The organism is Microbispora sp. NPDC046933 (genome assembly GCF_040644635.1).
Classification (GTDB): domain Bacteria; phylum Actinomycetota; class Actinomycetes; order Streptosporangiales; family Streptosporangiaceae; genus Microbispora.
The window spans coordinates 140,407-162,076 of the sequence record NZ_JBEYWW010000011.1 but is presented as its reverse complement, the minus strand read 5'-3'; the positions used below and the strand labels follow the sequence as shown (position 1 = coordinate 162,076).

At 71.1% G+C, this 21,670-nt stretch carries 23 protein-coding genes; 15 read left to right on the top strand and 8 right to left on the bottom strand.

All coding sequences use genetic code 11. The annotated features are described in order from the left end of the window. The first annotated feature begins 67 nt into the window (after positions 1-67). A complete protein-coding gene (locus tag ABZ857_RS17150) occupies positions 68-415 on the top strand; it encodes a hypothetical protein (RefSeq protein ID WP_357043894.1) in 348 nt (115 codons plus the stop codon). Here the strand turns inward: ABZ857_RS17150 and ABZ857_RS17145 are convergent. After that, on the bottom strand, positions 412-1,092 hold the full coding sequence (locus tag ABZ857_RS17145; RefSeq protein WP_357043892.1) for an Lrp/AsnC family transcriptional regulator: 681 nt from the start codon (positions 1,090-1,092) through the stop codon (positions 412-414). The two genes, ABZ857_RS17150 and ABZ857_RS17145, sit on opposite strands and share 4 nt — an antisense overlap. A gap of 130 nt (positions 1,093-1,222) precedes the next feature. Between ABZ857_RS17145 and ABZ857_RS17140 the strand changes: the two genes are divergently transcribed. Genes ABZ857_RS17140 through ABZ857_RS17115 form a run of 6 tightly spaced genes read left to right on the top strand, consistent with a single transcriptional unit; the run spans position 1,223 to position 7,477 of the window. Continuing rightward, a complete protein-coding gene (locus ABZ857_RS17140; RefSeq protein WP_357043890.1) occupies positions 1,223-2,818 on the top strand; it encodes an ABC transporter substrate-binding protein in 1,596 nt (531 codons plus the stop codon). 22 nt (positions 2,819-2,840) lie between these two features. After that, positions 2,841-3,866 carry an ABC transporter permease gene (locus ABZ857_RS17135; protein ID WP_357043888.1) on the top strand — a complete coding sequence of 342 codons (1,026 nt, stop codon included), beginning with the start codon at positions 2,841-2,843 and terminating at the stop codon, positions 3,864-3,866. Further along, positions 3,863-4,738, top strand: coding sequence for an ABC transporter permease (locus ABZ857_RS17130; protein WP_357043886.1), 876 nt, complete (start codon positions 3,863-3,865; stop codon positions 4,736-4,738). The genes ABZ857_RS17135 and ABZ857_RS17130 overlap by 4 nt, the downstream gene beginning before the upstream one ends. Continuing rightward, the gene (locus ABZ857_RS17125) at positions 4,735-5,538 is read left to right on the top strand and encodes an ABC transporter ATP-binding protein (protein ID WP_357043884.1); all 804 of its coding nucleotides are present in this window, start codon (positions 4,735-4,737) and stop codon (positions 5,536-5,538) included. The genes ABZ857_RS17130 and ABZ857_RS17125 overlap by 4 nt, the downstream gene beginning before the upstream one ends. After that, a complete protein-coding gene (locus ABZ857_RS17120) occupies positions 5,535-6,482 on the top strand; it encodes an ABC transporter ATP-binding protein (RefSeq protein ID WP_357043882.1) in 948 nt (315 codons plus the stop codon). The genes ABZ857_RS17125 and ABZ857_RS17120 overlap by 4 nt, the downstream gene beginning before the upstream one ends. Continuing rightward, complete coding sequence (locus ABZ857_RS17115; RefSeq protein WP_357043880.1) at positions 6,479-7,477, top strand: M24 family metallopeptidase; 999 nt, start codon at positions 6,479-6,481, stop codon at positions 7,475-7,477. Before ABZ857_RS17120 ends, ABZ857_RS17115 begins: the two co-directional genes overlap by 4 nt. 25 nt (positions 7,478-7,502) lie before the next feature. Here the strand turns inward: ABZ857_RS17115 and ABZ857_RS17110 are convergent, their stop codons facing one another. After that, positions 7,503-8,087: a DJ-1/PfpI family protein gene (locus ABZ857_RS17110; RefSeq protein WP_357043878.1), complete on the bottom strand. Its 585-nt coding sequence runs from the start codon at positions 8,085-8,087 to the stop codon at positions 7,503-7,505. A 178-nt stretch (positions 8,088-8,265) separates the two neighbouring features. On the opposite strand from ABZ857_RS17110, the gene ABZ857_RS17105 reads away from it, so the two are divergent. Next, positions 8,266-8,931: a hypothetical protein gene (locus ABZ857_RS17105; protein ID WP_357043876.1), complete on the top strand. Its 666-nt coding sequence runs from the start codon at positions 8,266-8,268 to the stop codon at positions 8,929-8,931. Between the two features lie 372 nt (positions 8,932-9,303). Further along, positions 9,304-9,429: a hypothetical protein gene (locus ABZ857_RS17100; protein WP_357043874.1), complete on the top strand. Its 126-nt coding sequence runs from the start codon at positions 9,304-9,306 to the stop codon at positions 9,427-9,429. 315 nt (positions 9,430-9,744) lie between these two features. Here the strand turns inward: ABZ857_RS17100 and ABZ857_RS17095 are convergent, their stop codons facing one another. After that, positions 9,745-9,939 carry a CsbD family protein gene (locus ABZ857_RS17095; protein WP_357043872.1) on the bottom strand — a complete coding sequence of 65 codons (195 nt, stop codon included), beginning with the start codon at positions 9,937-9,939 and terminating at the stop codon, positions 9,745-9,747. A 188-nt stretch (positions 9,940-10,127) separates the two neighbouring features. Between ABZ857_RS17095 and ABZ857_RS17090 the strand changes: the two genes are divergently transcribed. Both ABZ857_RS17090 and ABZ857_RS17085 read left to right on the top strand, forming a co-directional pair. Next, complete coding sequence (locus ABZ857_RS17090) at positions 10,128-10,604, top strand: SPW repeat protein (RefSeq protein WP_357043870.1); 477 nt, start codon at positions 10,128-10,130, stop codon at positions 10,602-10,604. Positions 10,605-10,766: 162 nt separating this feature from the next. After that, a complete protein-coding gene (locus tag ABZ857_RS17085; RefSeq protein ID WP_357043868.1) occupies positions 10,767-11,729 on the top strand; it encodes a glutathione S-transferase C-terminal domain-containing protein in 963 nt (320 codons plus the stop codon). Here ABZ857_RS17085 and ABZ857_RS17080 read toward each other — a convergent pair whose 3' ends face one another. The 3 genes from ABZ857_RS17080 to ABZ857_RS17070 form a co-directional block, all read right to left on the bottom strand. After that, a complete protein-coding gene (locus ABZ857_RS17080) occupies positions 11,730-11,984 on the bottom strand; it encodes a hypothetical protein (RefSeq protein WP_357043866.1) in 255 nt (84 codons plus the stop codon). It abuts the gene before it with no gap. Positions 11,985-12,124: 140 nt separating this feature from the next. Next, positions 12,125-13,075 carry an SDR family NAD(P)-dependent oxidoreductase gene (locus ABZ857_RS17075; RefSeq protein ID WP_357043864.1) on the bottom strand — a complete coding sequence of 317 codons (951 nt, stop codon included), beginning with the start codon at positions 13,073-13,075 and terminating at the stop codon, positions 12,125-12,127. 41 nt (positions 13,076-13,116) lie between these two features. Further along, a complete protein-coding gene (locus ABZ857_RS17070; protein ID WP_357043862.1) occupies positions 13,117-13,506 on the bottom strand; it encodes a hypothetical protein in 390 nt (129 codons plus the stop codon). Between the two features lie 124 nt (positions 13,507-13,630). On the opposite strand from ABZ857_RS17070, the gene ABZ857_RS17065 reads away from it, so the two are divergent. From ABZ857_RS17065 to ABZ857_RS17055, 3 genes are all read left to right on the top strand, one after another. Further along, positions 13,631-14,161, top strand: a complete 531-nt coding sequence (locus tag ABZ857_RS17065) for a hypothetical protein (RefSeq protein WP_357043860.1) — start codon at positions 13,631-13,633, stop codon at positions 14,159-14,161. Between the two features lie 402 nt (positions 14,162-14,563). Beyond that, positions 14,564-14,872, top strand: coding sequence for a winged helix-turn-helix domain-containing protein (locus tag ABZ857_RS17060; RefSeq protein ID WP_357043858.1), 309 nt, complete (start codon positions 14,564-14,566; stop codon positions 14,870-14,872). A gap of 169 nt (positions 14,873-15,041) precedes the next feature. Next, positions 15,042-16,073, top strand: a complete 1,032-nt coding sequence (locus ABZ857_RS17055; RefSeq protein ID WP_357043856.1) for a TerC family protein — start codon at positions 15,042-15,044, stop codon at positions 16,071-16,073. A 20-nt stretch (positions 16,074-16,093) separates the two neighbouring features. On the opposite strand, the gene ABZ857_RS17050 is transcribed toward ABZ857_RS17055, so the two are convergent. Together ABZ857_RS17050 and ABZ857_RS17045 are read right to left on the bottom strand one after the other, a co-directional pair. Beyond that, positions 16,094-19,924: an FHA domain-containing protein gene (locus tag ABZ857_RS17050; RefSeq protein ID WP_357043854.1), complete on the bottom strand. Its 3,831-nt coding sequence runs from the start codon at positions 19,922-19,924 to the stop codon at positions 16,094-16,096. Positions 19,925-19,973: 49 nt separating this feature from the next. After that, a complete protein-coding gene (locus ABZ857_RS17045; protein ID WP_357043852.1) occupies positions 19,974-20,417 on the bottom strand; it encodes a CBS domain-containing protein in 444 nt (147 codons plus the stop codon). Positions 20,418-21,010: 593 nt separating this feature from the next. Here ABZ857_RS17045 and ABZ857_RS17040 point away from each other — a divergent pair. After that, positions 21,011-21,658, top strand: coding sequence for a 4'-phosphopantetheinyl transferase superfamily protein (locus ABZ857_RS17040; protein WP_357043849.1), 648 nt, complete (start codon positions 21,011-21,013; stop codon positions 21,656-21,658). Positions 21,659-21,670 lie beyond the last annotated feature (12 nt).

The window sequence follows — 21,670 nt, the reverse complement described above, 5'->3', positions numbered from 1 at the left end:
GGGGTCCGGTGAACGGAACGTCCAGAGTGGGTTGCGAATCTCGTTCGGTTCGGCACGATGCGGACTCGTGAACGACACAGACCTGCTCAACGGCCGCCGCTTCGTCATGATCAGCTCCACGGCCAGCGAGGTGAACGCCGACGCGCCCACCGAGTTCGCCTATGAGGAGTCGGGCGGCGTGATCTGGGGGCACTACACGGGCGACACCGTCGTCCACGGCCGGTTCGTCGGCACGCGGGACGCCGACCGCATCGAGCTGTCCTATGTCCACCTGTTGAAGACCGGCGAGCGCGCGAGCGGCCGCAGCACCAGCCGCATCGAGACGGCCGAGGACGGCCGGCTGCGCCTGGTGGAGGAGTTCCAGTTCGAGGGCGACGACGCCACCCACGTCAGCGTCTGCGGGGAAGTGGTCTAGGTCGCGTCGCGCAGCGCGGCGCGGCCCTCGGCCGCGCCGACGAAGCGCATCTTGCCGAGCGGCAGCCCCTGTCCCTGTCCCTGTCCCTGTCCCTGCTCGGGGTCCGGCGAGGGTGAGGGGCCGGGCCGCCGCGGGGCGCCGCGGCCCCGGTCGCGCTCCCGGTCGCTCGGCAGCACGTACGGCCGCCTGAGCACCTCGTCGAGGATGAACACGGTCTCGGTGGCCTTGACGGCCGGGATGTTGGCCAGGCGTTCTGTGACCATCGCGTGCACCTCGGCCACGTCGGCCATCCTGACCTGGATCATGGCGTCGTGCTGCCCGGTGGTGATGGCGCAGTACTCCACCTCCGGCATCTGCGCGAGCTGGGCGCGGAACTGCCGCCACATCTGCTGGCGCACGGTCACGAAGATCAGTGCGACGATGCCGAGGCCGGCCCGCTGGTGGTCGATCTCGGCGGTGAACCGCCTGATCACCCCGTCGGCGCGCAGCGCCTCGAAGCGCGTGTAGGCGTTGGCTCGGGAGATCCCCACCCGCTCGGCGAGGGCGGACACCGAGACCCGCCCGTTGTCCCTGAGCACCTCGAGGATCTTCAGATGGGTGGCGTCCAGCTCCAGGCCGATGCCGATCCGTCCAGTGGCGCCGCCTCCGGACCCCGAGTTGCTTGACGTTTCGGTCACTGGTTCACCCTCCACGGGATATTCGTCTCGGCTTGGCCGCACGAGCTGGACTTTCTGCCGGACAATCCTGGACGATCGGCGACCAAACGTCCATACGGCCAAGAGTTGGCCTGTTTTCGGAGGACACATAATGACGACCCGTTCGTGGCAGGTGAGGGCCGGCCTGCTCCCGGTTGTGCTCACCGGCGCCCTCGCCCTCGCGGCCTGCTCCGGCGGCGGCTCGTCCAGCAGCACCCCAAGCGGCGCCGCGGGCAAGACGCTCGTGATCGACACCTCGTTCGACCTCAAGACGGCGGACCCGGGGCGGACCTACGAGCCGACCGGCCTGATCGTCGACAAGGCGACCTACGACACGCTTCTCACGTTCGAAGGCTCCGACGTCACCAAGCCGGTGCCGTCGCTCGCCGAGTCGTACGAACTGTCGTCCGACGGCAAGGAGCTCACGCTCAAGCTGCGGCAGGGCGCCAAGTTCGCCGACGGCTCGCCGGTGACGGCCGACGACGTGGTGTTCTCCCTCACCCGCGTGCGCGACATGAAGGGCACGCCGTCGTTCCTGCTCGACGGCGTGGAGATCGCCAAGACCGACGACACGACCATCACGCTGACGTCGAAGACCCCGAACCCGGCGCTTCCGTACATCCTTCCGAACCCGGCCCTCGGCATCCTCAACTCGAAGGCGGCCAAGGAGCACGGCGCGACGAACGACCCGAACGACAAGGCCGAGCAGTACCTGAACTCCGCCTCGGCGGGCTCCGGGCCGTACACGATCGAGTCCTTCAACGTGAGCAGCCAGGTCGTGCTGAAGGCGAACGCGCAGTACTGGGGCGCCAAGAAGCCGTACTACGACAAGGTGGTCATCCGCAACGTCGAGTCGGCCACGCAGAAGCTCAACGTGCAGCGCGGCGACAGCCAGGTGGCGCTGAACCTGTCCGGCGACCAGGTGACCGGCATCTCCGGCGGCCTGCAGGTCAAGCGGACCGCCTCGGCGTACGTGTTCTTCCTGCTCGCCAACCAGGACTCGGGCGTCAGCAAGGTCACCTCCAACCCCAAGTTCGTCGAGGCCGTGCGCAAGGGCATCGACTACCCGGGCCTGCTGGAGCTGGCCGGCGAGGGCTCGACGCAGGCGTCGGGCATCATCCCGTCGATGTTCCTCGGCGCGCTCCCGGCCGACCAGGCGGCCAAGCGCGACGTCGAGGGCGCCAAGGCGGCGCTCAAGGAGAGCGGCGTGACCGACCCCACGGTCAAGCTGGAGTACCCCAGCGAGCTGACCGTGAACGGCCTGTCCTTCCAGCCGCTGGCCGAGCGCATCCAGGCCAACCTCAAGGAGGTCGGCATCACGGTCGAGCTGACCCCCGCCCCGGTCACCACCGCGCTGGACAACTACCGCAACGGCAAGGAGGAGCTGGGCCTGTGGTACTGGGGACCCGACTTCCCCGACCCCAGCAACTACCTGTCGTTCGCCCCGGGCAAGCTGGTCGGCCTGCGGGCCGGATGGAAGGCGGGCGCGGACAAGGACGTCGAGGCCGCGGCCGACAAGGCCGGCGCCGCGGTGACCGACGACGACCGCAAGCAGGCGTACACCGACTTCCAGCAGAAGCTCAACGCGACCGGTCCGTTCACGCCGCTGATCCAGCCCGGCCAGAACATCGTGACGGCGGCGTCCGTCACCGGTGTGGAGTACCACCCCGTGTGGACGATCAATGTCGCCGACCTCGGCGCCAAGTAGCCGCCGTACGGGGAACCGGGTGGTGCGCAATCCGCTCGCCCGGTTCCTGGTGCGGCGGATCGTCACGGCGCTGCTGCTGGCGGTGGGGATCACGCTGGTCACCTTCGTGCTGACCAACCTGGTGCCGGGCGACCCGGTGTCGGCCAACCTCGGCCAGCGGGCGCTCGGCGACCCGGCGATCGTGGCCCAGTGGCGTGCCGACCACGGCCTCGACCGGCCGCTGCCGCAGCAGTACCTCATGCACCTCGAAGGGCTGTTGCACGGCGACCTCGGGACGAGCCAGCAAAGTCACCGCCCGGTGCTGGACGACCTCGCCGATTCCGTGCCGGCCACGCTGGAGCTGGCCGGGGCCGCCATCCTCGTCTCGCTGGTCCTCGGCGTCGGGTTCGGGGTGATCGCGGCGCTGCGCCGCGACCGCCTCTCCGACCACGTGCTGCGGGTGCTGAGCCTCGTCGGCATCTCGGTGCCGACGTTCTGGCTCGCGCTGGTGGCGTTCTACGTGTTCTTCTTCCGGTTGCAGATCACCCCGGGCAGCGGCCGCATCGATCCGGGGATGACCCCGCCGCCGCAGGTCACCGGCCTCTACACGGTCGACGCCCTGCTGTCGGGACGCTGGGACGTGTTCTCCTCGGCCGTCGGCCACCTGGCCGCGCCCGCGCTCGTGCTGGCCCTCTACACGATCGGCCTGCTGACGCGGTTCACCCGCTCGGCCGTGCTGGAGGTGCTCGGGCAGGACTACGTACGCGCCGCCCGCGCCAAGGGCCTGCCCGGCCGGGTGGTGCTGTTCCGGTACGTCCTGCGCCCGGCCCTGGTGCCCGTCATCACCGTCGCCGGTCTGGCGTTCGGCAGCCTGCTGTCCGGCACCGTGCTGGTGGAGGCCGTGTTCGCCTGGCCGGGGGTCGGCCAGTACGCCTACAAGAGCGCCACCACCCTCGACCTGCCCGCCGTCATGGGCGTCGGCCTCGTGGTGGGCGTGGTCTACCTCGTCATCAACCTGGTCGTCGACGTGCTGTACGGCGTCATCGACCCGAGGGTGAGGGTCTCGTGAAGCGCAAAGGCCTGTTCGCGCGCACCCGCGTGAGCCGGCTCCCGCAGGCGTGGCGGCGGCCGCTGGCGGTCGTCGGCACCGTCGTCGCGCTGGCCTGGATCGTGGTCGCCCTGGCCGCGCCGGTGCTCGCGCCGCACGACCCGCTGGCGCAGGAGCTGCCCAGGCTCGCCCCGCCCGGTCCGGGCCACTGGCTCGGCACCGACCAGCTCGGCCGCGACATCCTCAGCCGGGTCATGTACGGCGCGCGGGTGTCCATCCCGCTCACGCTGCTGCTGGTGGCGCTGTCGGTGCTGGTCGGCGGCCTGCTCGGCGCCTGCGCCGGATATTTCGGCCGGTGGGTGGACGAGACGATCATGCGCCTGGCCGACCTCGTGTTCGCCTTCCCCACCGTCATCCTCGCGATGGTCGTCGCCGCCGCCCTCGGCGCGAGCCTCGGCAACGCGGTGCTCGCCGTGCTCGTCGTCGCCTGGCCGGCGTACGCGCGGGTGACCCGCGGCCTCGTGCTCGGCGTACGGGAGCGGGAGTTCGTGCTGAGCGGGCGGCTGCTGGGCTTTTCCGCCTGGCGGTCGCTGCGGGTGGACGTGCTGCCGAACGTCACCGGGCCCGTCCTGGTGCTCGCCACCCTCGACATCGGCACGGCGCTGCTGCTGCTGTCGGGCCTGTCGTTCCTCGGGCTCGGCGCGAAGCCGCCGTCGCCCGAGTGGGGCGCGATGGTCGCCGCCGGTGTGGATGTCTTCGACAGCTGGTGGGTCGCGACGTTCCCCGGGCTCGCCATCCTGACGGTCGTCCTCGCGTTCAACTTCCTCGGCGACACGCTGCGCGACGCGCTCGACCCGCGGACCGCCCGGGCGATCAAGGAGCGTGCCCTGTGACAGCCGAGTCCCGGACGGCGGCGTTGACGATCGAGGGGCTGCGGGTGTCGATCGGCGGCCACGACGTCCTGCACGGCGTCGACCTGACCCTGGAGGCGGGCCGCGTGCACGGCCTCGCCGGCGAGAGCGGCTCGGGCAAGACCATGACCGGTCTCGCCGTGCTCGGCCTGCTCCCCCACGGCTCCCGCGCGTCGGGACGGATCGATTTCGGCGGCCGGGACCTGCTGGAGATGCCCGCCCGTGAGCTCAACGAGGTGCGCGGCGCGAAGATCGCCATGGTCTTCCAGGACCCGGCGACCAGCCTGCACCCGATGCTGACGGTCGAGCGGCAGCTCACCGAGCACATGCGCCACCACCTGGGCATCGGCGGGAAGGAAGCGCGGGAGAGGGCCGCCGGCCTGCTCGCCAAGGTGCGCATCCCCGGCCCGGAGGAGGCGCTGAAGCGCTATCCGCACCAGTTCTCCGGCGGCATGCGGCAGCGGATCGCCATCGCCGTCGCGCTGGCCTGCGAGCCCGAGGTGCTGATCGCCGACGAGCCGACGACCGCGCTCGACGTGACCGTGCAGGCCGGGATCCTCCGCCTGCTGCGCGGCCTGTGCGACGACCTCGGCCTCGCCGTCCTCCTCGTCACCCACGACCTCGGCGTGATGTCGGCGGTCGCCGACGAGGTGAGCGTGATGAAGGACGGGCTGGTCGTGGAGACCGGCCCGCGCGGCCAGGTGCTGCGCGAGCCGCGCCACCCCTACACCCGCTCGCTGCTCGACGCCCTGCCCGTGCCTCCTGGGGAGAACTCGCCATGACCCTGCCTCTGACTGGGCCCCTGTTGTCCGTGGAGGACCTGGTCGTGGAGCACCGCACGCCGGGCCGCCCGGTCGTGAAGGCCGTGGCCGGAGCCAGCCTGCACGTCGCCGCCGGCGAGGTCGTCGGCCTGGTCGGCGAGTCGGGGTGCGGCAAGTCCACCCTGGCCCGGGCGGTGTGCGGGCTGCACGGCGCGGCCTCGGGACGGATCCTCGTCGGCGGGCGCCCGGTGACGCCCCTCGGGCTGCGCCGCAGGGACCCGGCGCTCACGGGCGTTCAGATGGTGTTCCAGGATCCGTACTCCTCGCTGAACCCGCGCCGCCGCGTGGGCGCGCAGATCGCCGACGGGCTGCGTACGGCGGGCGACACCGCGACCGAACCCGCCGATCTGCTCGAACGGGTCGGGCTGCCGCGCGCGTTCGCCGGCCGATACCCGCACGAGTTCTCCGGGGGGCAGCGGCAGCGCGTCGCGATCGCGCGGGCGCTCGCCGCCCGCCCGTCGCTGCTGATCGGGGACGAGCCGATCTCCGCCCTGGACGCCTCGGCCCAGGCGCAGGTGGCCCGGCTGATGCGCGACCTCGCCGTGGAGTCCGGCGCGGGCCTGCTGTTCATCAGCCACGACCTGTCCGTCGTACGGCTGATCGCCGACCGGATCGCGGTCATGTACCTCGGCAAGGTCGTGGAGACCGGGCCGACCGCGGAGGTGTGGGCCGACCCCAGGCACCCGTACACGCGAGCGCTGCTCGCCGCGATCCCCTCCCCCGACGGCGCCGGGGTGCTGCCCGCCGAGCTGCCGGGGGACGTGCCCGACCCCGCCGATCCCCCGGCGGGCTGCCGGTTCCACCCCCGCTGCCCGTTCGTCATGGACGTGTGCCGGGAGCGGGAGCCGGACTTCGGGCCCGCGGCCTGCTGGCTGCACGAGCCGGAGCCGTCCTCCCCGTCATGATCGACCCGCTCATGCTGGAGGACGTACGCGCCGGGATGGCCGGGGCGGGCATCGACGCCCTCGTCCTTCGGCCCTCCCCGGACTTCCGGTATCTGCGGGCCGGCTCGGCGGAGCTTTCCGAGGCGGGCTATCTCGTGGTGGCGCTCGACGGGCCGCCCGCCCCGGCCGACGACCCCGCGCGGGCGGCGGCCCTCGTGCCGCGGGCGGCCCGCCGCGTGGCGGTGGACCCGCAGATGCACGCCGCCGAGTTGTTCGCGCTGCGCCTGGACGCGGAGCTCGTGCTGGCCTCGGCCGTGCTCGCGCCGCTCCGCCTGCGCAAGCGGGCCGACGAGGTGGCCGCGATGCGGCACGCCGCCAAGGCGGCCGAGGCCGTGCTACTCGCCGCCCGCGAGTTCGCGTGGTTCGGCGCCACCGAGGTGGCGATGGCCCGCAGGCTCCGGGCGATGCTCGCCGAGACGGGCTGCGAAGGGGCGCCCTCCGTTCTCGTCGCCGCCGGCGAGCACTCGGCCGACCCGCGCCACCAGCCGTGCGAACGGGTGATCAACCCCGGCGACGCGCTGCTCGTCTCGGTCGGCGGACGCTGGAACGGCTACTGCGCCGAGGTCGCCCGGGTCTTCGCGGTCGCGGAGCCGCCGGAGGACTTCGACGCCATGTACTCGGTCGTCCTCGCCGCCCAGCGGGCCGCCGTGGACCGCGTACGCCCCGGGGTGGCGTGCGCCGAGGCCGCGACGATCGCCCGCGATGTCGTCGACGGCAGCGGCTACGGCGACTACGCCGCCGTCCGGGCCGGCCGGGGCATCGGGCTGAGCCCGGCGGAGGCGCCCTGGCTGGCGGCCGGGGAGACGTTCGAGGCCGGGATGACCGTCTGCCTGGAGCCGGCCATCTACCTGCCCGACCTCTTCGGCGCCCGGGTGGCCGACGTGGTCGTGTGCGGGGAGGAGGGGCCGGAGCTGCTCAGCACCGGCTCCCGCGCGCTGCACGTCCTGGACCGGTAGACCGGTCGAGCCGCTGCACGGGCTGCTAGACCGGCGGCTCCGGGTCGTACTGCATGTGCCGGCGCACCTCACGGGCCCGGTCGACCCCGGCGAGCCGTGCCACCAGGTGGAGTGCCATGTCGATGCCCGCCGACACCCCGGACGAGGTGACGATGTCGCCGTCGTCGACGAAGCGCTCGTCGCGCCGGACGTCGATGGTCGGGTCCAGCTCGGCGAGCAGGTCGAGGGCGCCCCAGTGCGTGGTCGCCGGGCGGCCCGCCAGCAGCCCGGCCGCGGCGAAGACGAGCGACCCGGTGCAGACGCTGGTCATCAGGGGCACGCGTTCGCGCTGGTCCCGCACCCATGCGAGGTGGTCGGGGTCCTTGAGCTGGGGGCGGGTCCCGGCGCCGCCCGGATGCACGAGGACGTCGAGGCGGCCGACGTCGGCCGCCGACCTGTCGGCGTGCAGGGTGAGCCCCTTGGACGCCCGTACGGCTCCCGCCCGGGGCGCGAACGCGACGACCTCCGCCTCGTCCGGACGCAGCTTGGCCCACACGCCGAAGACCTCCCACGGGCCCACCGCGTCCAGTTCCTCCACCCGGTCGAACAGCAAGATCCCTATACGTGTCATGCCCGCCATCCTCGCCCAGGCGTACGGAGACGAAAGCACTGGCAAAAGTGGGCAAATAGTCGCTATCAGCACCAGCAACCACAGGAGGCTCGATAGAGGATAGAAAGGTCATTTTCCCGAAGCGCTCGCGGGTCGGGCAGAGATCCGCGGTCGGGGGACACGTCATCGGGGAGGATCCATGACCACGACCGAGGCGACGCCGGGCACGACCACGGCAGGCACGGCTGCCGGCACGGCCACGACCGGCACGACGACAGCCCGGGGCCGGACGGCCCGTGCCCGGACGACGACCACGCCGCCCACACCGACGCCCACTCCGGCTCCGCCCACCGGCCCGGGCATGGAGATGAAGGAAGAGCACCGGCCCCAGCTGGACCTGAACCTGCCGTTCCTGCGGCTCCAGCTGCGGGCGCCCGAAATGCACCTGCCGCACGTGGGCATGCCGCACATCAGCGGCCGTGACGTCGGGCACGCCGTGGACGTCGCCCGGACGTTCCTTCCGCCGCCGGAGCGCATCATGTACTACGGCGGTCTCGGCGCGCTGGCCGCGCTCGGCATCCTCGAATGGCCGGTGGCGGCGGCCATCGGCGCGGGAACGATGATCGCGCAACGCGCCAGGGCCCGGGAGCAGCGCTGGTCACCGCTCAGCGCCCCGCAGAAGGAGACCCGCGGGACGACCACGCCCACACCAGCGGCGGCCGCCACCGGCGCCGGAGCCATGCAGGAGCCGGCGGCGCCGACGACGGGGCGGGGGGCCGGAAGGAGAACCAGCACGGCCAAGGGCGAGGCGAAGACCCCCGCCACCGGCACCACCACCCGGCGCACCAGGGCCGGCGCCAAGTAACGTGGGGCGCCTCGCGCGGGTCCGCGAACCGGCGGCACCGCGCGATCGGCGCATCATGCCCGCACGCCGGCCCGGCGTGCGGCGGGCGACCGGCACAGGGCTCGCACAGGGCGGACACAGGGCGGACACAGGGCTCGCACAGGGCGGACACTGGGCAGGCACTGGGCGGACACAGGACGGGCACAGGGCCGGCGCGTGCCCGGGCCGGCCCGGGGCCGGATCGTGATCGGGGACGCGGCAGGGACACATGATCAGGACGTGTATCCGCAACGGTCATCGACCGTTCACCGAACGGTAACCTTAACTACGCCGTTCTGGGAGGTTTATGCGTCACTCTTCCCTAGAAGCCGATTTGTCCTACCGAGGTGTGAAGTGTCTGAGTTCCTCGCCGCCGTACTCTCCCGGGCGGCCATCATGGTCCTGGAGGCGCTGCTGGTGCGTCTCATCCAGGCTCTTGTGACGTCGACCTTCCGCGTCTCGCTGCCGCACGCGGCCTGACCGGCGGGCGTCCTTTCATCGTCGCAGGCCGGCGCCGCCGGCCTCGAACACCGGCGCTCCGGAACCACCGGCCGGTCCTCCGGCAGCGCCGCGGGTCCGGAGACGGCCCTTCACCGCACGAGCCGCTCCCGATGAACGCGGAAGCCGGCTCCGCGTGGAGCCGGCCGCTACTCTTCCCAAAACCCAAGGGGACGGGAGCGCCGGGAGATCCTCCCCGGCTCGGCGGCCCCTCGTCCCCCTGCGACGGCCGTCGCCCGTTCATCCGGGCGCCGTGACGGCCTGTCGCATCCCGCGAGATCGTCGTCCCCGCGCGGGTCAGTCCTTGAAGGCGTCCTTCACCTTGCCGGCGGCGTCCTTCACCTTCTCGCCGGCCTGCTTCATGTGGCTCTTCGACTGGTCGGCGCGGCCCTCGGCCTCCAGGCTCTCGTCGTCGGTGACCCTGCCGAGCCCCTCCTTGGCCTTGCCGACGACCTCTTCCGACTTGTTGCTGAACTTGTCCTCCGCGCTCATCCGGACGCTCCTCTCAGTTCCAGAAGCTGACGAACTCCCTCTTTCCGCTGGTGAAGGGGCTAAACGCCGCCCGGCGTGTCCCCGCTCACACCCCGCAAACACAATCCCACCAAAACGGGAAAAAGTGACGAACCGGGCGTACGCTAGGAATAAGGACTACAGCACACACCTGAAGGGTGGTGTGACGTATGACACACGGTGCCGACATCGGGACGCATCCCGACATCATGCAGATGCGCGCCCGCTACGAGGCCGCCGCGGCGAATCCCGCCGCGCAGCTCGCCGACGGTCTCACGCTCCTGAGCGGCCTGTATCTAGCGCTCTCGCCGTGGATCGTCGGATTCAGCGGCACGCGAACTCCGCTTGCGGTGAACAACCTGGTCACGGGTCTCGCCGTGGCACTACTGGCGATGGGGTACAGCTCGGCGTTCGGACGCACCTACGGAATCTCCTGGGTCGCCCCGCTGCTCGGCATCTGGACCATCATCGCCCCCTGGGTGATCCGCGGGGGCATGGCGACCACCGCGACGATCATCAGCAACGTGGTCGTCGGCGCGCTCATCCTGCTCTTCGGCCTGGCGACCATGCGGTTCGGCATGATGGAGCGCGGGCAGCCCGGCGGCTTCCGCACGACGGGACCGGCGCACATGGGCCCGGCCCACTGACCGGACCCCGGCCAACGGCGGGCGGCGCCCCGCGCCGGTAGGCGGCGTGAAGGCGCGGCACCGCCGCACCGGGACGGCCGTGTGGCGCCGTCGACGCCATGCGACCCATGTCACCGACTCCCGTTACTCTCGTCGTGCAGGAGACGAGAGGACGGTGGCGGCGTGACGACAACGGCCCCCGTCGCGAGTCCAGTGGACTTCGCGGCCTACGGCGACTACACGATCAAGGCGGCCACCCGGCCGGACGGGTCGTTCGAGCGGCCCCTGTACCGCTTCCGCGACCGTGTCACGGCCGACGGGAGCGGCGGATATCCCGCCGAGCCCGGCCGGTATCACCTGTACGTTTCGCTGGCCTGCCCGTGGGCCCACCGTTCCGTCATCGTCCGGGCGCTCCTCGGCCTGGAGGACGTCGTGTCGATGTCCGTCGTCGATCCCGTCCGCGACGGGCGCGGGTGGGCGTTCCGCGAGGGCCCCGGCCACGGCCCCGACGAGCTCAACGGTTTCACCCTGCTGCGGGAGGCGTACGAGGCGACCGAGCCCGGCTACGACGGCCATGTGTCGGTGCCCGTGCTGTGGGACCGGCGCACCCGCAGGATCGTCAGCAACAACTTTCCCGACATCAGCCTCGACCTCGGCCAGGCGTTCGCGCGGTGGGCCAGGCCGGGGATCGACCTCTACCCGGAGGACCTGCGGGGCGACATCGACGCGCTCAACGAGCGCGTGTACGCCGACGTCAACAACGGCGTGTACAAGTGCGGCTTCGCCGAGAGCCAGGAGGCGTACGAGGCGGCGGTGACGACGCTGTTCGCGGCGCTCGACGAACTCGAGGAGCGCCTGGCCGCCGGCCGCTACCTGTTCGGCGACCGGCTCACCGAGGCCGATGTCCGCCTGTGGGTCACGCTGGCCCGGTTCGACACGGTGTACGTGACCCACTTCAAGGCGAACCTCCGCCGCCTGGCCGACTACCCCAACCTCTGGCGCTACGCCCGGGACCTGTACGCGAACCCGGCATTCGGCGGCACGACGAACTTCGACCACATCAAGCGGCACTACTACGGCACCCACCCGAAGATCAACCCGCTGCGCATCGTGCCCGCGGGGCCGGTCATCGACTGGAGCCTGTAGTCAGGCGGAGGGCAGCGCCTCGCACAGCCGGTCCAGCTCGTCCTCGGTGTTGTTCTTGCCGGCCACGTAGCCCTCCCGGTTCTCGAACCGCCGGGCGTCGCCGCGCATCTCGTAGGAGTCGGCGGAGGTCCAGCTGGCGGCGTGCAGGTCCGTGCAGGTCGAGGAACGGCGGCTCCAGGCGGTCGAGCATCCGCCGCGAGCAGTACAGGAACCCGGTGCCGCGCGGCCCGCGCAGGAACTTGGGGTACTCGGCACGGTCCGGGGACTGTGGCGGGCGCGACGGTCACCCCGGAATGTGGGTGACTCCACGGCGGACCGTGCCTCCGACACCGGCACATGCCGATGCGGGTTCGGAATCGTGGTCACCAGGTCCACGGCCAGGTCGCGGTCGGCGATTACCGATTCGTGGGTGCCGCGTCCACGGGAATGGCGGCGAGCAGCGCGCGGGTCTCGGCGACGACGCGGTCAGCGAAAGCAGGGTCACGGACTTGAGCGGAGCCGACCATCGGCTTGCCGTTCTCGTCGTAGTACACCCCTGTCCGATCCGACCCGTCGGTCAGTACCCCGGTGATCATCCGGGCGGCACGCTTCGGGGTGCTCCAGTGCTTGATGAGGGGCGCGAGCGGCGCGGCGACATACTTCGCCAGAAACCGGACGGCGGCGTTCGCGTCGCGGCCGAGGCCGGTGCCCGGATTGAAGCCCGGTTCGACCGCGTTGAAGCGCAGCCGCGGAGTCTCACGCGCGAACGCGAGCACGGTGGCGAGGTTGCACTGCTTCGAGGTGGCGTAGGCGTCGAAGCCGGCTTTGGACGAGCCGCCGGGCTGCCATTCGCCGCGCAAGCCGGCTTTCGCCGAGATGTAGCGCCCGCCGTGGAAGCCGGCGACGACCGCGGGCTTCCGCTCCGGATCCTCGACGCCCGAGCAGACGAACACGACGTTCGCACCATCGGGAAGGTGCGGTATGAGCGCCTCCGTCAGTGCGAATGGTCCGAGGTGATTGGTCGTGAAGGCGAGGTCCCACCCCTGTGCGGTTTGATCGGCGCGAGTCGGCATGATGCCCGCGTTGTTGAGCAGGCCGGCGATCGGAAGACCGAGCGCGACGATCCGTGCGGCCGCGCGCCGCACGCTCGGGATGCCGGAGAAGTCGCAGACCACCGATACCGCGTGACCCTGGGGCCGCGCGTCGATCTCGGCTTCGACCTCTGCGAGCTTGTTCGGGTCGCGGCCCACCAGCACGACGGAGCCGTGCTCGGCGAGCTTGAGCGCGGTGCGCCGGCCGATTCCGGACGTCGGCCCGGTGATGATCCACGTCCTGGCGGGCGATGTGCTGTGGCTGGGGTTTGGCACGTCGGTTCCCTTGCGGTGGAGATCATGGGGATGGATGGAGATCAGACGGTGGGCGCAGCGGAGGAGCCGGCCAGCACCCGCCAAATGGCGTCGAACGCGACACTGCCGCGGGCCTCGGCCTCGGCAGGCTCGCGGATCATCTCGTCGATCGTCGCCTCGGCGATCGCGTTCACCAGGGTCAGGACAAAGCCAAGCGGCACGTCCTGCATCGGCCCGTTGGCCCGGCTTCGTTCCAGCAGGTCGGCGATGCCGCTGAACGCCAGGCTCGCCGCCCGGTGGCTGTCGGCGGTGATGTCATCCGCCACTTGGAGCTGTGCGAGCGCCCGCCGCTTGTCCGGGTTGGCCGTCGCCCAGCGCCGCCACTGCGTCCACATGTGGCGGACCTGCTCGCGGGGTCCGTTGGTTTCGGCGATGACGGCGGCACGGACCATCTCATGGGCGCGTTTCCATCGCAGCCACAGCTCGGTCGCCCCACCCGGCTAGGTGTTGACATATCAACACCTTCTTTCTAGTGTTCGACCCGACCAGACGGCTCGACGTACAAGGACTTCTCCGATGCTCGATCCTCGGCGGCACTACGCCAGCCTGCGCCTGGTGGCGCTACTACCCCTCCTTCTGTTCCTCCCTATCGTGGTCGCCTTCTTCGCGGACCCGGAGGTAGCGTGGGGAGAATACCTGGGTGTCTTCTTCCACCTCTCGATCCTCTTTCTGGTATCGCGCCTGGAGGCGGCGCCCTGGGCCAAAGCCGCGGGCTACGGCTGGGTGGCGCTCGACGTACTCGCCGGGATCCTGATGATCAACGCGATCGAGTACGACACAGCCTGGGCGGTCCGGCTCGGCGGTCACGTCCTCGCCGGCGTCTGGATTGTGGCGAGTTCTCTGGTCAGCCGTTCCTGGCCGGTCCGCGTAATCGGCATCATCACCGGCGTCTGGCTCGCCGGCTACTCCTTCGTCGGCACCCTTCTCGCTGAGGAAGTCCTGCGCCCGGCCGGAATCATGATCCTGGTCTGGTTCGCCCTCCTGGCGATTTTCCACCGCGACGATCCCGGGCACCCGGCGGCACCGACCAGCCCAGCGCCGGCCTGACGCGCGGTATACCCGCAACCCGGCGAGCCCTTGCCGCCGGGTTCGGGGTTGGGGAACGCAGACACCGCGCGCGCGAACCTCGGGTACGCCGTCCGATCGATCGACGCCACCCGAACCCACGGAAACCGTCACCGACCAGCGCGAACCCTCAGATCCCAACGACCGCTGAGCAACCCGCGGACGGCGTCGGTCACCTGACGCGGCGGGAGGGACGACGCCCCATTCTGCCCGTCCTGCGGCTCCCTCCTCCGCGTGCATGTGCTCCTCGGCACGCCGCGCAGCGACCGTACGGCCGGGCTCGGCTGGGGCCGAGCGTGCTTGTGCGACCTGCGGCCCGAACGGGTCCGTATCGCGGCACGGGGGCGATCCCTGTTTCGCGAATCGCCCATCGCATAATGAGGTATGAGCACCTCCTCCCCCGCGGGCGGCTGGACGTTCCTCACCAACCACGCGCACGTCCTGCTCGCGCTGGCCCGCGATCCCGACGCGCGGCTGCGGGACGTCGCCGAGTCGGTCGGCATCACCGAGCGCGCGGCCCAGGCGATCGTCTCCGACCTGGAGGCGGCCGGCTACCTGCGCCGTGAGCGTGTGGGGCGGCGCAACCACTACACGATCAACCCGCTGGCCCCGTTCCGCCACCCGATCGAGCGGCACCGGCACATCGGCGAGCTCCTCGAGCTGTTCGGGGCGGCGGTTGACGCACGAAGCTGATTTCGTGAATACTTGAACACAGTTCGAGGGGGAGTACCCGGCTTCCTCAGCGTCGTCATCACGGCCGCCGTCGTAGGGCGTCCCGGCGCGAGGGTCACCGCTGGCGGTGGCACGGGGAGACCGTCGGCCTACCGAGCCCGCCGCTATGCGGCGGTGATGGAGGTTGACGATGTCTGTGCCCGTGTGGGTCTGGGCCGCGGTTCTCGCGGTCATCCTTGTCATGCTCGCCGTGGACCTGTTCGCCCATCGCCGGGCCCACGTGGTGGGCGTTCGCGAGGCACTGGCCTGGTCGGGAGTGTGGATCGCACTGGGCCTGGGCTTCGGGGTCGTGGTCTGGCTGGCCTGGGGGCCGGAGGCGGGCGGGGAGTACCTCGCCGGTTACCTCATCGAGAAGTCCCTGGCCGTCGACAACGTCTTCGTGATCGCGCTGCTGTTCTCGTTCTTCGCGGTCCCCCGCGAACTGCAGCATCGCGTGCTGTTCTTCGGCGTGCTCGGCGCGCTGGTCTTCCGCGCGGCGTTCATCGGCGCGGGCGCCGTCCTGCTCGACCGCTTCCACTGGATCCTGTACGTCTTCGGCGCTTTCCTGCTCTACACCGGCGTGAAGATGGCCAGGCATTCGGCGATCGAGGTGCACCCCGACCGCAACCCGGTGCTGCGCGCGATGCGCCGGCTCATCCCCGTCACCGACTCCTACCAGGGCCAGCGGTTCCTCGTACGGCAGGACGGAGACCGGCAGGGCGGGCGGGCCGGCAAGTGGGCCGGCAGGTGGGCCGCGACGCCGCTGCTGGCCGTCCTGGTCGCGGTGGAGACCAGCGACATCGTCTTCGCCGTCGACTCGATCCCGGCGATCTTCGCCGTCACCGACGAGCCGTTCCTCGTCTTCACCTCCAACGCGTTCGCGATCCTGGGGCTGCGGGCGATGTACTTCCTGCTGGCCGGGGCCATGCACCGGTTCGGCTACCTGCGATACGGCCTGGCGGCGATCCTCGTGTTCGTCGGCGCGAAGATGCTCCTGGCGGACATGTACAAGATCCCCGTCTGGCTGTCGCTCACGGTCATCTGCGCCTGCCTCGTGATCTCCGTGGCCGCGAGCCAGTACAGGAACCGCCGCGAGGAGCGCGCTGCAGCCCTCCGGCAGGGATCGGACGACGCGGACAGCTCGCCGCCAGGCCGGCGCCGGTCCGCGGATCGGCGCGGCTGATCCCCTGCGGTGATCGAGGGTCACACCGAAAGCGGTAGTGGACCGCCGTGGCCGGGCAGGCCCCGGTCGGCCGGGATCGGCTCCTCGGTCGCACCGTCGCCGGTGACGCCCTGGCCGCGGGTCTGCTCGGCCAGGCGCCGGTAGTAGGCCGAGACCGCGGCGAGCGCCTCGCGCGCCGCGTCCAGCAGTGTGGCTCCCGCCTGCTCGACGACGTCGGCCTCGTGGATCTCGAACGCCCGGATTCCTTCCAGCACAGCGGTTTTCAGGTCGCGCAGCAGCTGGACGTCGGCGTGCGCGTAGATGTGGCACAGCGCGGTGACCCGCCGGAAGTCGTCCCCGTCGAGCAGCAGATCCTTGACGGCGGATACGGAATGCCGGACCAGCCCGACATCCGCACGTGCCGACATGGCGGCGAGATCGGTGTCGAAGGACCGGATGTCCAGATGCGGGTCGCAGAAACCCGCGGTGAGTCGCCACAGGGTGCGCAGGTCCTCGTGCACCAGCCCGTCCAGATAACTGATCAGGAACCGCCGGTGCGCCTCGAGGACGTACTGCGCCTTGAAGGGCGTCACCTCCCGGGGATCTTCGCCCAGCGTGGTGACCGACGTGGTGAATCCGTAGTCGCCGGTCAACGCGTTCTCCATGCCGACCAGCAGGTATGCGAACCGCACCCAGGTCCGGAACAGTTCTTCCAGCGGCAGCGCGCGCAGACCGTCCTCGCTGAGCACCACGCCCCACCGGGCGCCGAACCGCAGCCTGCGCAGATGGCCGATCTGGTACATGGCGAGCTGGGCGTCGATCTCGGCGTGCGCGTGGTGCAGCACCTTCCGGTACGCCGCGGTCGCGTCGAGCCCGACGTGATTGCGGATGATGTGCGGCCCGCCGACGTGCAGGTGCAGGAATTCGCCGACGTCGAACACCGCGCCGCCGATCGCCATCCAGTAGCCCGCGTCGGGGGTGTTGTGCCGCACCAGATCCGACACCTCGAGGCGGGGACCCTGCTGCGCGTGGCCCATATAGGTGGTGAAGACGTCCTGACCCAGACGTCCGTCGGCCACCAACCGGCGGAGGAACTCGCGGCCGTCACCGGGCACGATGTCGGTCAACGCCTGGAGTACGGAGACGGCGAACCGTGCGCTGCCGCACACATAGACGAACGCGCCGCGGCCGCCGTCGCCGATGGGCCGCAACAGCTCCCAGAGCGCGTCCGCCTCGGCGCGGATCACGTCGTCCACCCGGCGGCGCTGTCCGGTTTGGACGACGTGGCGGCGGCCGTCGAATCCGATCGAGGCATCGGCGCGGGAGAACGCGACGGAGAGTTTCAGCCGGCCCGCGGCCGCCGCCGCGTCCAAGTCCGCGTGCTCGACGAATTCCTCCGGCGTCCGGATCCCCAGATACAGCCGGTTCTCGCCCGGCACCGTATCCCCCTCCGGCCCCCTGTCCTCAGCCGCCCCCGTGTTCTCGGCCCGCCCCGTGTTCTCAGCCGGCCCCGTGTTCTCAGCCGGCCCCGTGTTCTCAGCCGGCCCCGTGTTCTCGGCCGGCGCCGTACGTGCGGCGACGAATCCCAGGAACGGGGCGATCCCGGAACCCGCCGCGAACATGACGACGGGCCGGGCAGGGTCGGCCGGCAGCCGGAACCTGGGCGTGGGGACGATCTGCAGCGACAGCCGGTGCCGGCCCTCGACGCTCACCCGGCGCAGGAAATGCGATGCCGTGCCCTGTCGTTCCCGCGGGTACGACCATGGCGTCCGGGCGGAGGTGTAGCCGAGGCCGGCGACCACCAGCCGCAGCGTGGTGGCCGGTTGGCCGGGCGGCGGCGCCGAGGCGATCGAATACAGCCGGAACGGCTCGGGCGGGATCACCGCGCAGAACGCGTCGTCCTCGTGTGGATCGGCCTTCCACAGCCGGGTGACGTCATATCCGCCCGCGTACAACAGGTTCAGGACGTCCCACAGCTCCCACTGGTCCTCCATGCGGGCGTCCACCACTCGCCGCCACGAGCCCACGGCTGTCAGTTTCACCAGCCGTTTCGCCACATCCCGTCCGATCGGGCGGAGCCGGGCGAAGCGCAGCAACGTCCGCAGCGGAAGCACGTCGACCTCGCCGTAGCCCGCCCGGCAGGCCACCGCCGCCCGCCAGTCCGGGGTGAGCCGCACCAGCTCGTCGCCGGTCGCCTGCAGGGCGGCGACGGTGCGGCGCACCAGCTCGTCGTCGTTCTCGGCCAGTACGCCGACCCGGTCGCCGGGCAGGTGGTGCACGCCCTGCCCGGCGACGTCGACCTCCAGATGACACGTCCAGGCGCCGGACTCTCCGGTGACGACACGGCCCCGGCGGACGGTCCCGAACACCACCGGCGGACCCACCGGTGGGCGGCGCTCGTCGCGGACGATGGCCAGCTGGTCGTCCACCTTGTCCCAGGTGCGGTCCTTGAACAGCCCGGTGAACCGGGCGCCGGTCGTCACCTGCCGGCCGACCTTGAACGCCACCTCCAGAAAGCCGTACGCCTTGACGCGGTGCAGGCCCATCCAGCCGCGGTCGCCAAGATAGGCGTCGAGCACGGCGTTGTAGACGCCGCGCAAGGTGCTGTTGCGGGTGTCCTCGATGTACTGGCGCACCGACACCTCGCGTAACGCGGCCACCAGCTCCCGCCAGTGCCGAGGGAAGAATCCGGCGAGGTAGACACTCTGCTGCCCGACCAGCGAGCCGTAGTCTCGGCGCTCGAGAAACGCGTCCAGCGCGTGGATCTGCGGTTGCGCGGTCCCGCTCGGGCTGGGTGCGCCGTCGAAGATCGGGACGCCCGCGGTGCCGACGGTCTTGGCCCACAGCACCTGGTCGAGCGGATGCCGGGCGCGGGGGTTGGGATCGAGTTGCGGATAGATGGCCTGGGTGACGTGCCGCAGCCGGTCGAGGATCACCAGTAGCGCGCTCTCCAGGGCGGCCGGGTCGTCCGCGACGACGGCCTCCTGGGCGTCCAGCATGGCGCCCAGCACGGGCGTGAGCCCCATCGCGAACTCGGTGGTGACCAGGTAGAACACCCGCTCCGCCGAGTTGTTCCAGGCCGGCACGAGCAGGTCCATGTTGTCCAGCGCCCGCGGCCCGGCGGGATCGCGCAGCCGCCAGTTGTAGAAGAACAGGTCGATGTAGGAGACGGCCGGGATCTTCTTGCCCAGCCGGCGCGAGACCGTGGTCCACGGTCGCAGCAGCGACTCGGGCAGAGCGGTCGGCGGATCGACCGCCATGTACTGATAAGCGTGGGCGAAAACGCCGAGCAGTGTCGAGGCGCGCAGCAAGTACCGGTCGGGCAACGCCTCGGGCCGGGCGTCGAGCACCGGCATCGCGTCGAACGCCCGGCGCAGCGACAGCCGGCGGAACAGCTCGGGGAGCTGGTCGACCATCTCGTCCCAGGCTCGGTGCGACTCCGGGAAGGCCGTCAGCGGCGGCTCGGCCGGCAGGAATCCGTGCGCGAGCGACAGGAATCCGTCGAGTTCGTGCCCGACCCGCCGGTTGTGCGCCTCGGCGGCCTCCACCACGCGTCGTGCGGCGACGCGCGGCGGCGCGAGCGGCCGCAGCACGGTCACCTGGCCCGGGTCGATGAGCGCCGTCGCTTCCGGGTCGAAGAACGTCCACGTCAGCTCGTATCGGCCGATGCGCATGCGATCCCCGGCGACGAGCACCCGGCGCGTCACCCGCGCGTCGTTCACGTAGGTGCCGTTGGAGCTGCCGAGATCGGTGAGCACCAGGCGGTCGTCGACGATCTCCAGCCGCGCGTGGCGCCGGGAGACCGTGCCGTCGTCCAGCACCACCGCCGCCGCACCGCTGTCCCTGCCGAGAATCGCCGGCAGCGCGCACACCCGCTCGCTGGTCTCCCGGGTGTGCCGATCGGTGAGGGTCAGCCGGAGTTCAGGAATGGTAGATCACCGCCCGGCACAGATCGGCCCGGGACAGCGTGCCCACAAGGGTCCCGTCGTCGACCACGGGAAGCCTTCGGATCCCGCGGTCGATCATCACGATCGCCGCCCGGGCGAGTTCGTCGATCGATCGGACCGTCGCCACGTCGTGTACGACGAGGGGGTCGATGACACGGTCGGCGAGGGCGCGGCCCCGCTCCAGGAAAATCCGGAACGCGTCGGCGAGCGTGCCGCCGGCGGCGGTGACGTCGTCGAACCCGGGCAGCATGGCCCGCACCAGGTCCTCCTCGGACAGTGACCCGACGAACCGGCCGTCGTGGTCCAGGACCATCAGCTGGCCGACCTCCGACACGCTGATCACCTCGGCCGCCCGCCGGATGGTGGCGCCGAGCCGTATGTAGGCCGGGAACGCCGTCATGACGTCGCTGACCAGCACGCCACCTCCCAGGTCCGCCCTGCGGACATCCCGCACAATCGGTCACCTGGCCACTTATCCGAAACAATTATCGGCGAGTATAAATCCGTCATGAATGCGGTGTACATACACCCGTACGCGGTCGTTACGTACGTCGGGCCGGCCGCCCGGCGGCGGTTCGGCGGCGGGGCGCCGACGCCGCACTCCAGCCAGTAGCTCCCCGGCGCCTGGCATGGTGGCCCGGGGCCGCGGACCTGGGCCGGCAGCGCCGAATCGCCGAGCAGACCGCGCTGCCGCGAATCCCGCACGGCGGGTGGTCGATGGCCGGAATGCGCGTATCCCTGAGCGGCTCGTGGACTACCGCGAACCAGGTGATCGCGGTCATTTCCGGTCATAGCACCGGTTATCGCAGGAAGTAAGCCATTGTCTGCGATAACCTCGGTGCCCTCCTGGGAGAACACCCCGCCGCGGCGAAGGCGGCTCCCACCGCTTATCCGCGACAGCGCTTCGGAGGGCAGCATGGGGACGGTGCACCGGCTCGGTGCCCCGCCGACCGTGCCGGAGGACGCATGGCCGCCGGCGGTGGGGATGTGCGCGGCGCCAGGAACGGCCGCATGATCAGTGACATTCTGCCGCCGTGGGTGGCGTCGGCGGAGAGCTTCGGCGACGTGCCGGAGGAGACGCTGTTCCCGGAGGAGAGGCCGCTCATCGCGCGGGCCGTCGACCGGCGGCGGCGCGAGTTCGTCACCGGACGCCACTGCGCCCGGCTTGCGCTGGCCCGGATCGGCGTGACGCCGGTGCCGATCCCGCGCGGCGAGCGGGGTGCGCCCGTCTGGCCCGCCGGCGCGGTCGGCAGCATCACGCACTGCTCGGGCTATCGGGCGGCGGCCGTCGCCTCCACAAACGTCGCGCGCGCGGTCGGCATCGACGCGGAACCGCACGAACCCCTCCCCGAGGAGGTCCTCTCCACGATCGCCTCCCCCGAGGAGATCGCCGCCCTCCGGGCGCTGGGCGACGCGGACGGCGAGATCTGCTGGGACAGGATTCTGTTCAGCGCCAAGGAGTCGGTCTACAAGGTGTGGTTCCCGCTGACCGGCCGCTGGCTCGACTTCTCCGAGGCAGTCGTGGGCATCGAGCCCTCGGGCGCGTTCCGCGCGCGGCTCCTGGCCACCGACCCGGCCATGGGAACCCGCACCCTGTCCGGCCGGTGGGTGGTGAGCGACGGCCACATCGCGACCTCCATCGCCCTCCCCCGGCCCTGAGCCCTCCCCCGG

Excerpts from the sequence above, each read along its gene's own strand:
- ABZ857_RS17140 (WP_357043890.1), top strand. The coding sequence starts at position 1,223 with ATGACGACCCGTTCGTGGCAGGTGAGGGCCGGCCTGCTCCCGGTTGTG.
- ABZ857_RS17120 (WP_357043882.1), top strand. The coding sequence starts at position 5,535 with ATGACCCTGCCTCTGACTGGGCCCCTGTTGTCCGTGGAGGACCTGGTC.
- ABZ857_RS17115 (WP_357043880.1), top strand. The coding sequence starts at position 6,479 with ATGATCGACCCGCTCATGCTGGAGGACGTACGCGCCGGGATGGCCGGG.
- ABZ857_RS17110 (WP_357043878.1), bottom strand. The coding sequence starts at position 8,087 with ATGACACGTATAGGGATCTTGCTGTTCGACCGGGTGGAGGAACTGGAC.
- ABZ857_RS17105 (WP_357043876.1), top strand. The coding sequence starts at position 8,266 with ATGACCACGACCGAGGCGACGCCGGGCACGACCACGGCAGGCACGGCT.
- ABZ857_RS17095 (WP_357043872.1), bottom strand. The coding sequence starts at position 9,939 with ATGAGCGCGGAGGACAAGTTCAGCAACAAGTCGGAAGAGGTCGTCGGC.
- ABZ857_RS17090 (WP_357043870.1), top strand. The coding sequence starts at position 10,128 with ATGACACACGGTGCCGACATCGGGACGCATCCCGACATCATGCAGATG.
- ABZ857_RS17070 (WP_357043862.1), bottom strand. The coding sequence starts at position 13,506 with ATGGTCCGTGCCGCCGTCATCGCCGAAACCAACGGACCCCGCGAGCAG.
- ABZ857_RS17065 (WP_357043860.1), top strand. The coding sequence starts at position 13,631 with ATGCTCGATCCTCGGCGGCACTACGCCAGCCTGCGCCTGGTGGCGCTA.
- ABZ857_RS17060 (WP_357043858.1), top strand. The coding sequence starts at position 14,564 with ATGAGCACCTCCTCCCCCGCGGGCGGCTGGACGTTCCTCACCAACCAC.
- ABZ857_RS17055 (WP_357043856.1), top strand. The coding sequence starts at position 15,042 with ATGTCTGTGCCCGTGTGGGTCTGGGCCGCGGTTCTCGCGGTCATCCTT.
- ABZ857_RS17040 (WP_357043849.1), top strand. The coding sequence starts at position 21,011 with ATGATCAGTGACATTCTGCCGCCGTGGGTGGCGTCGGCGGAGAGCTTC.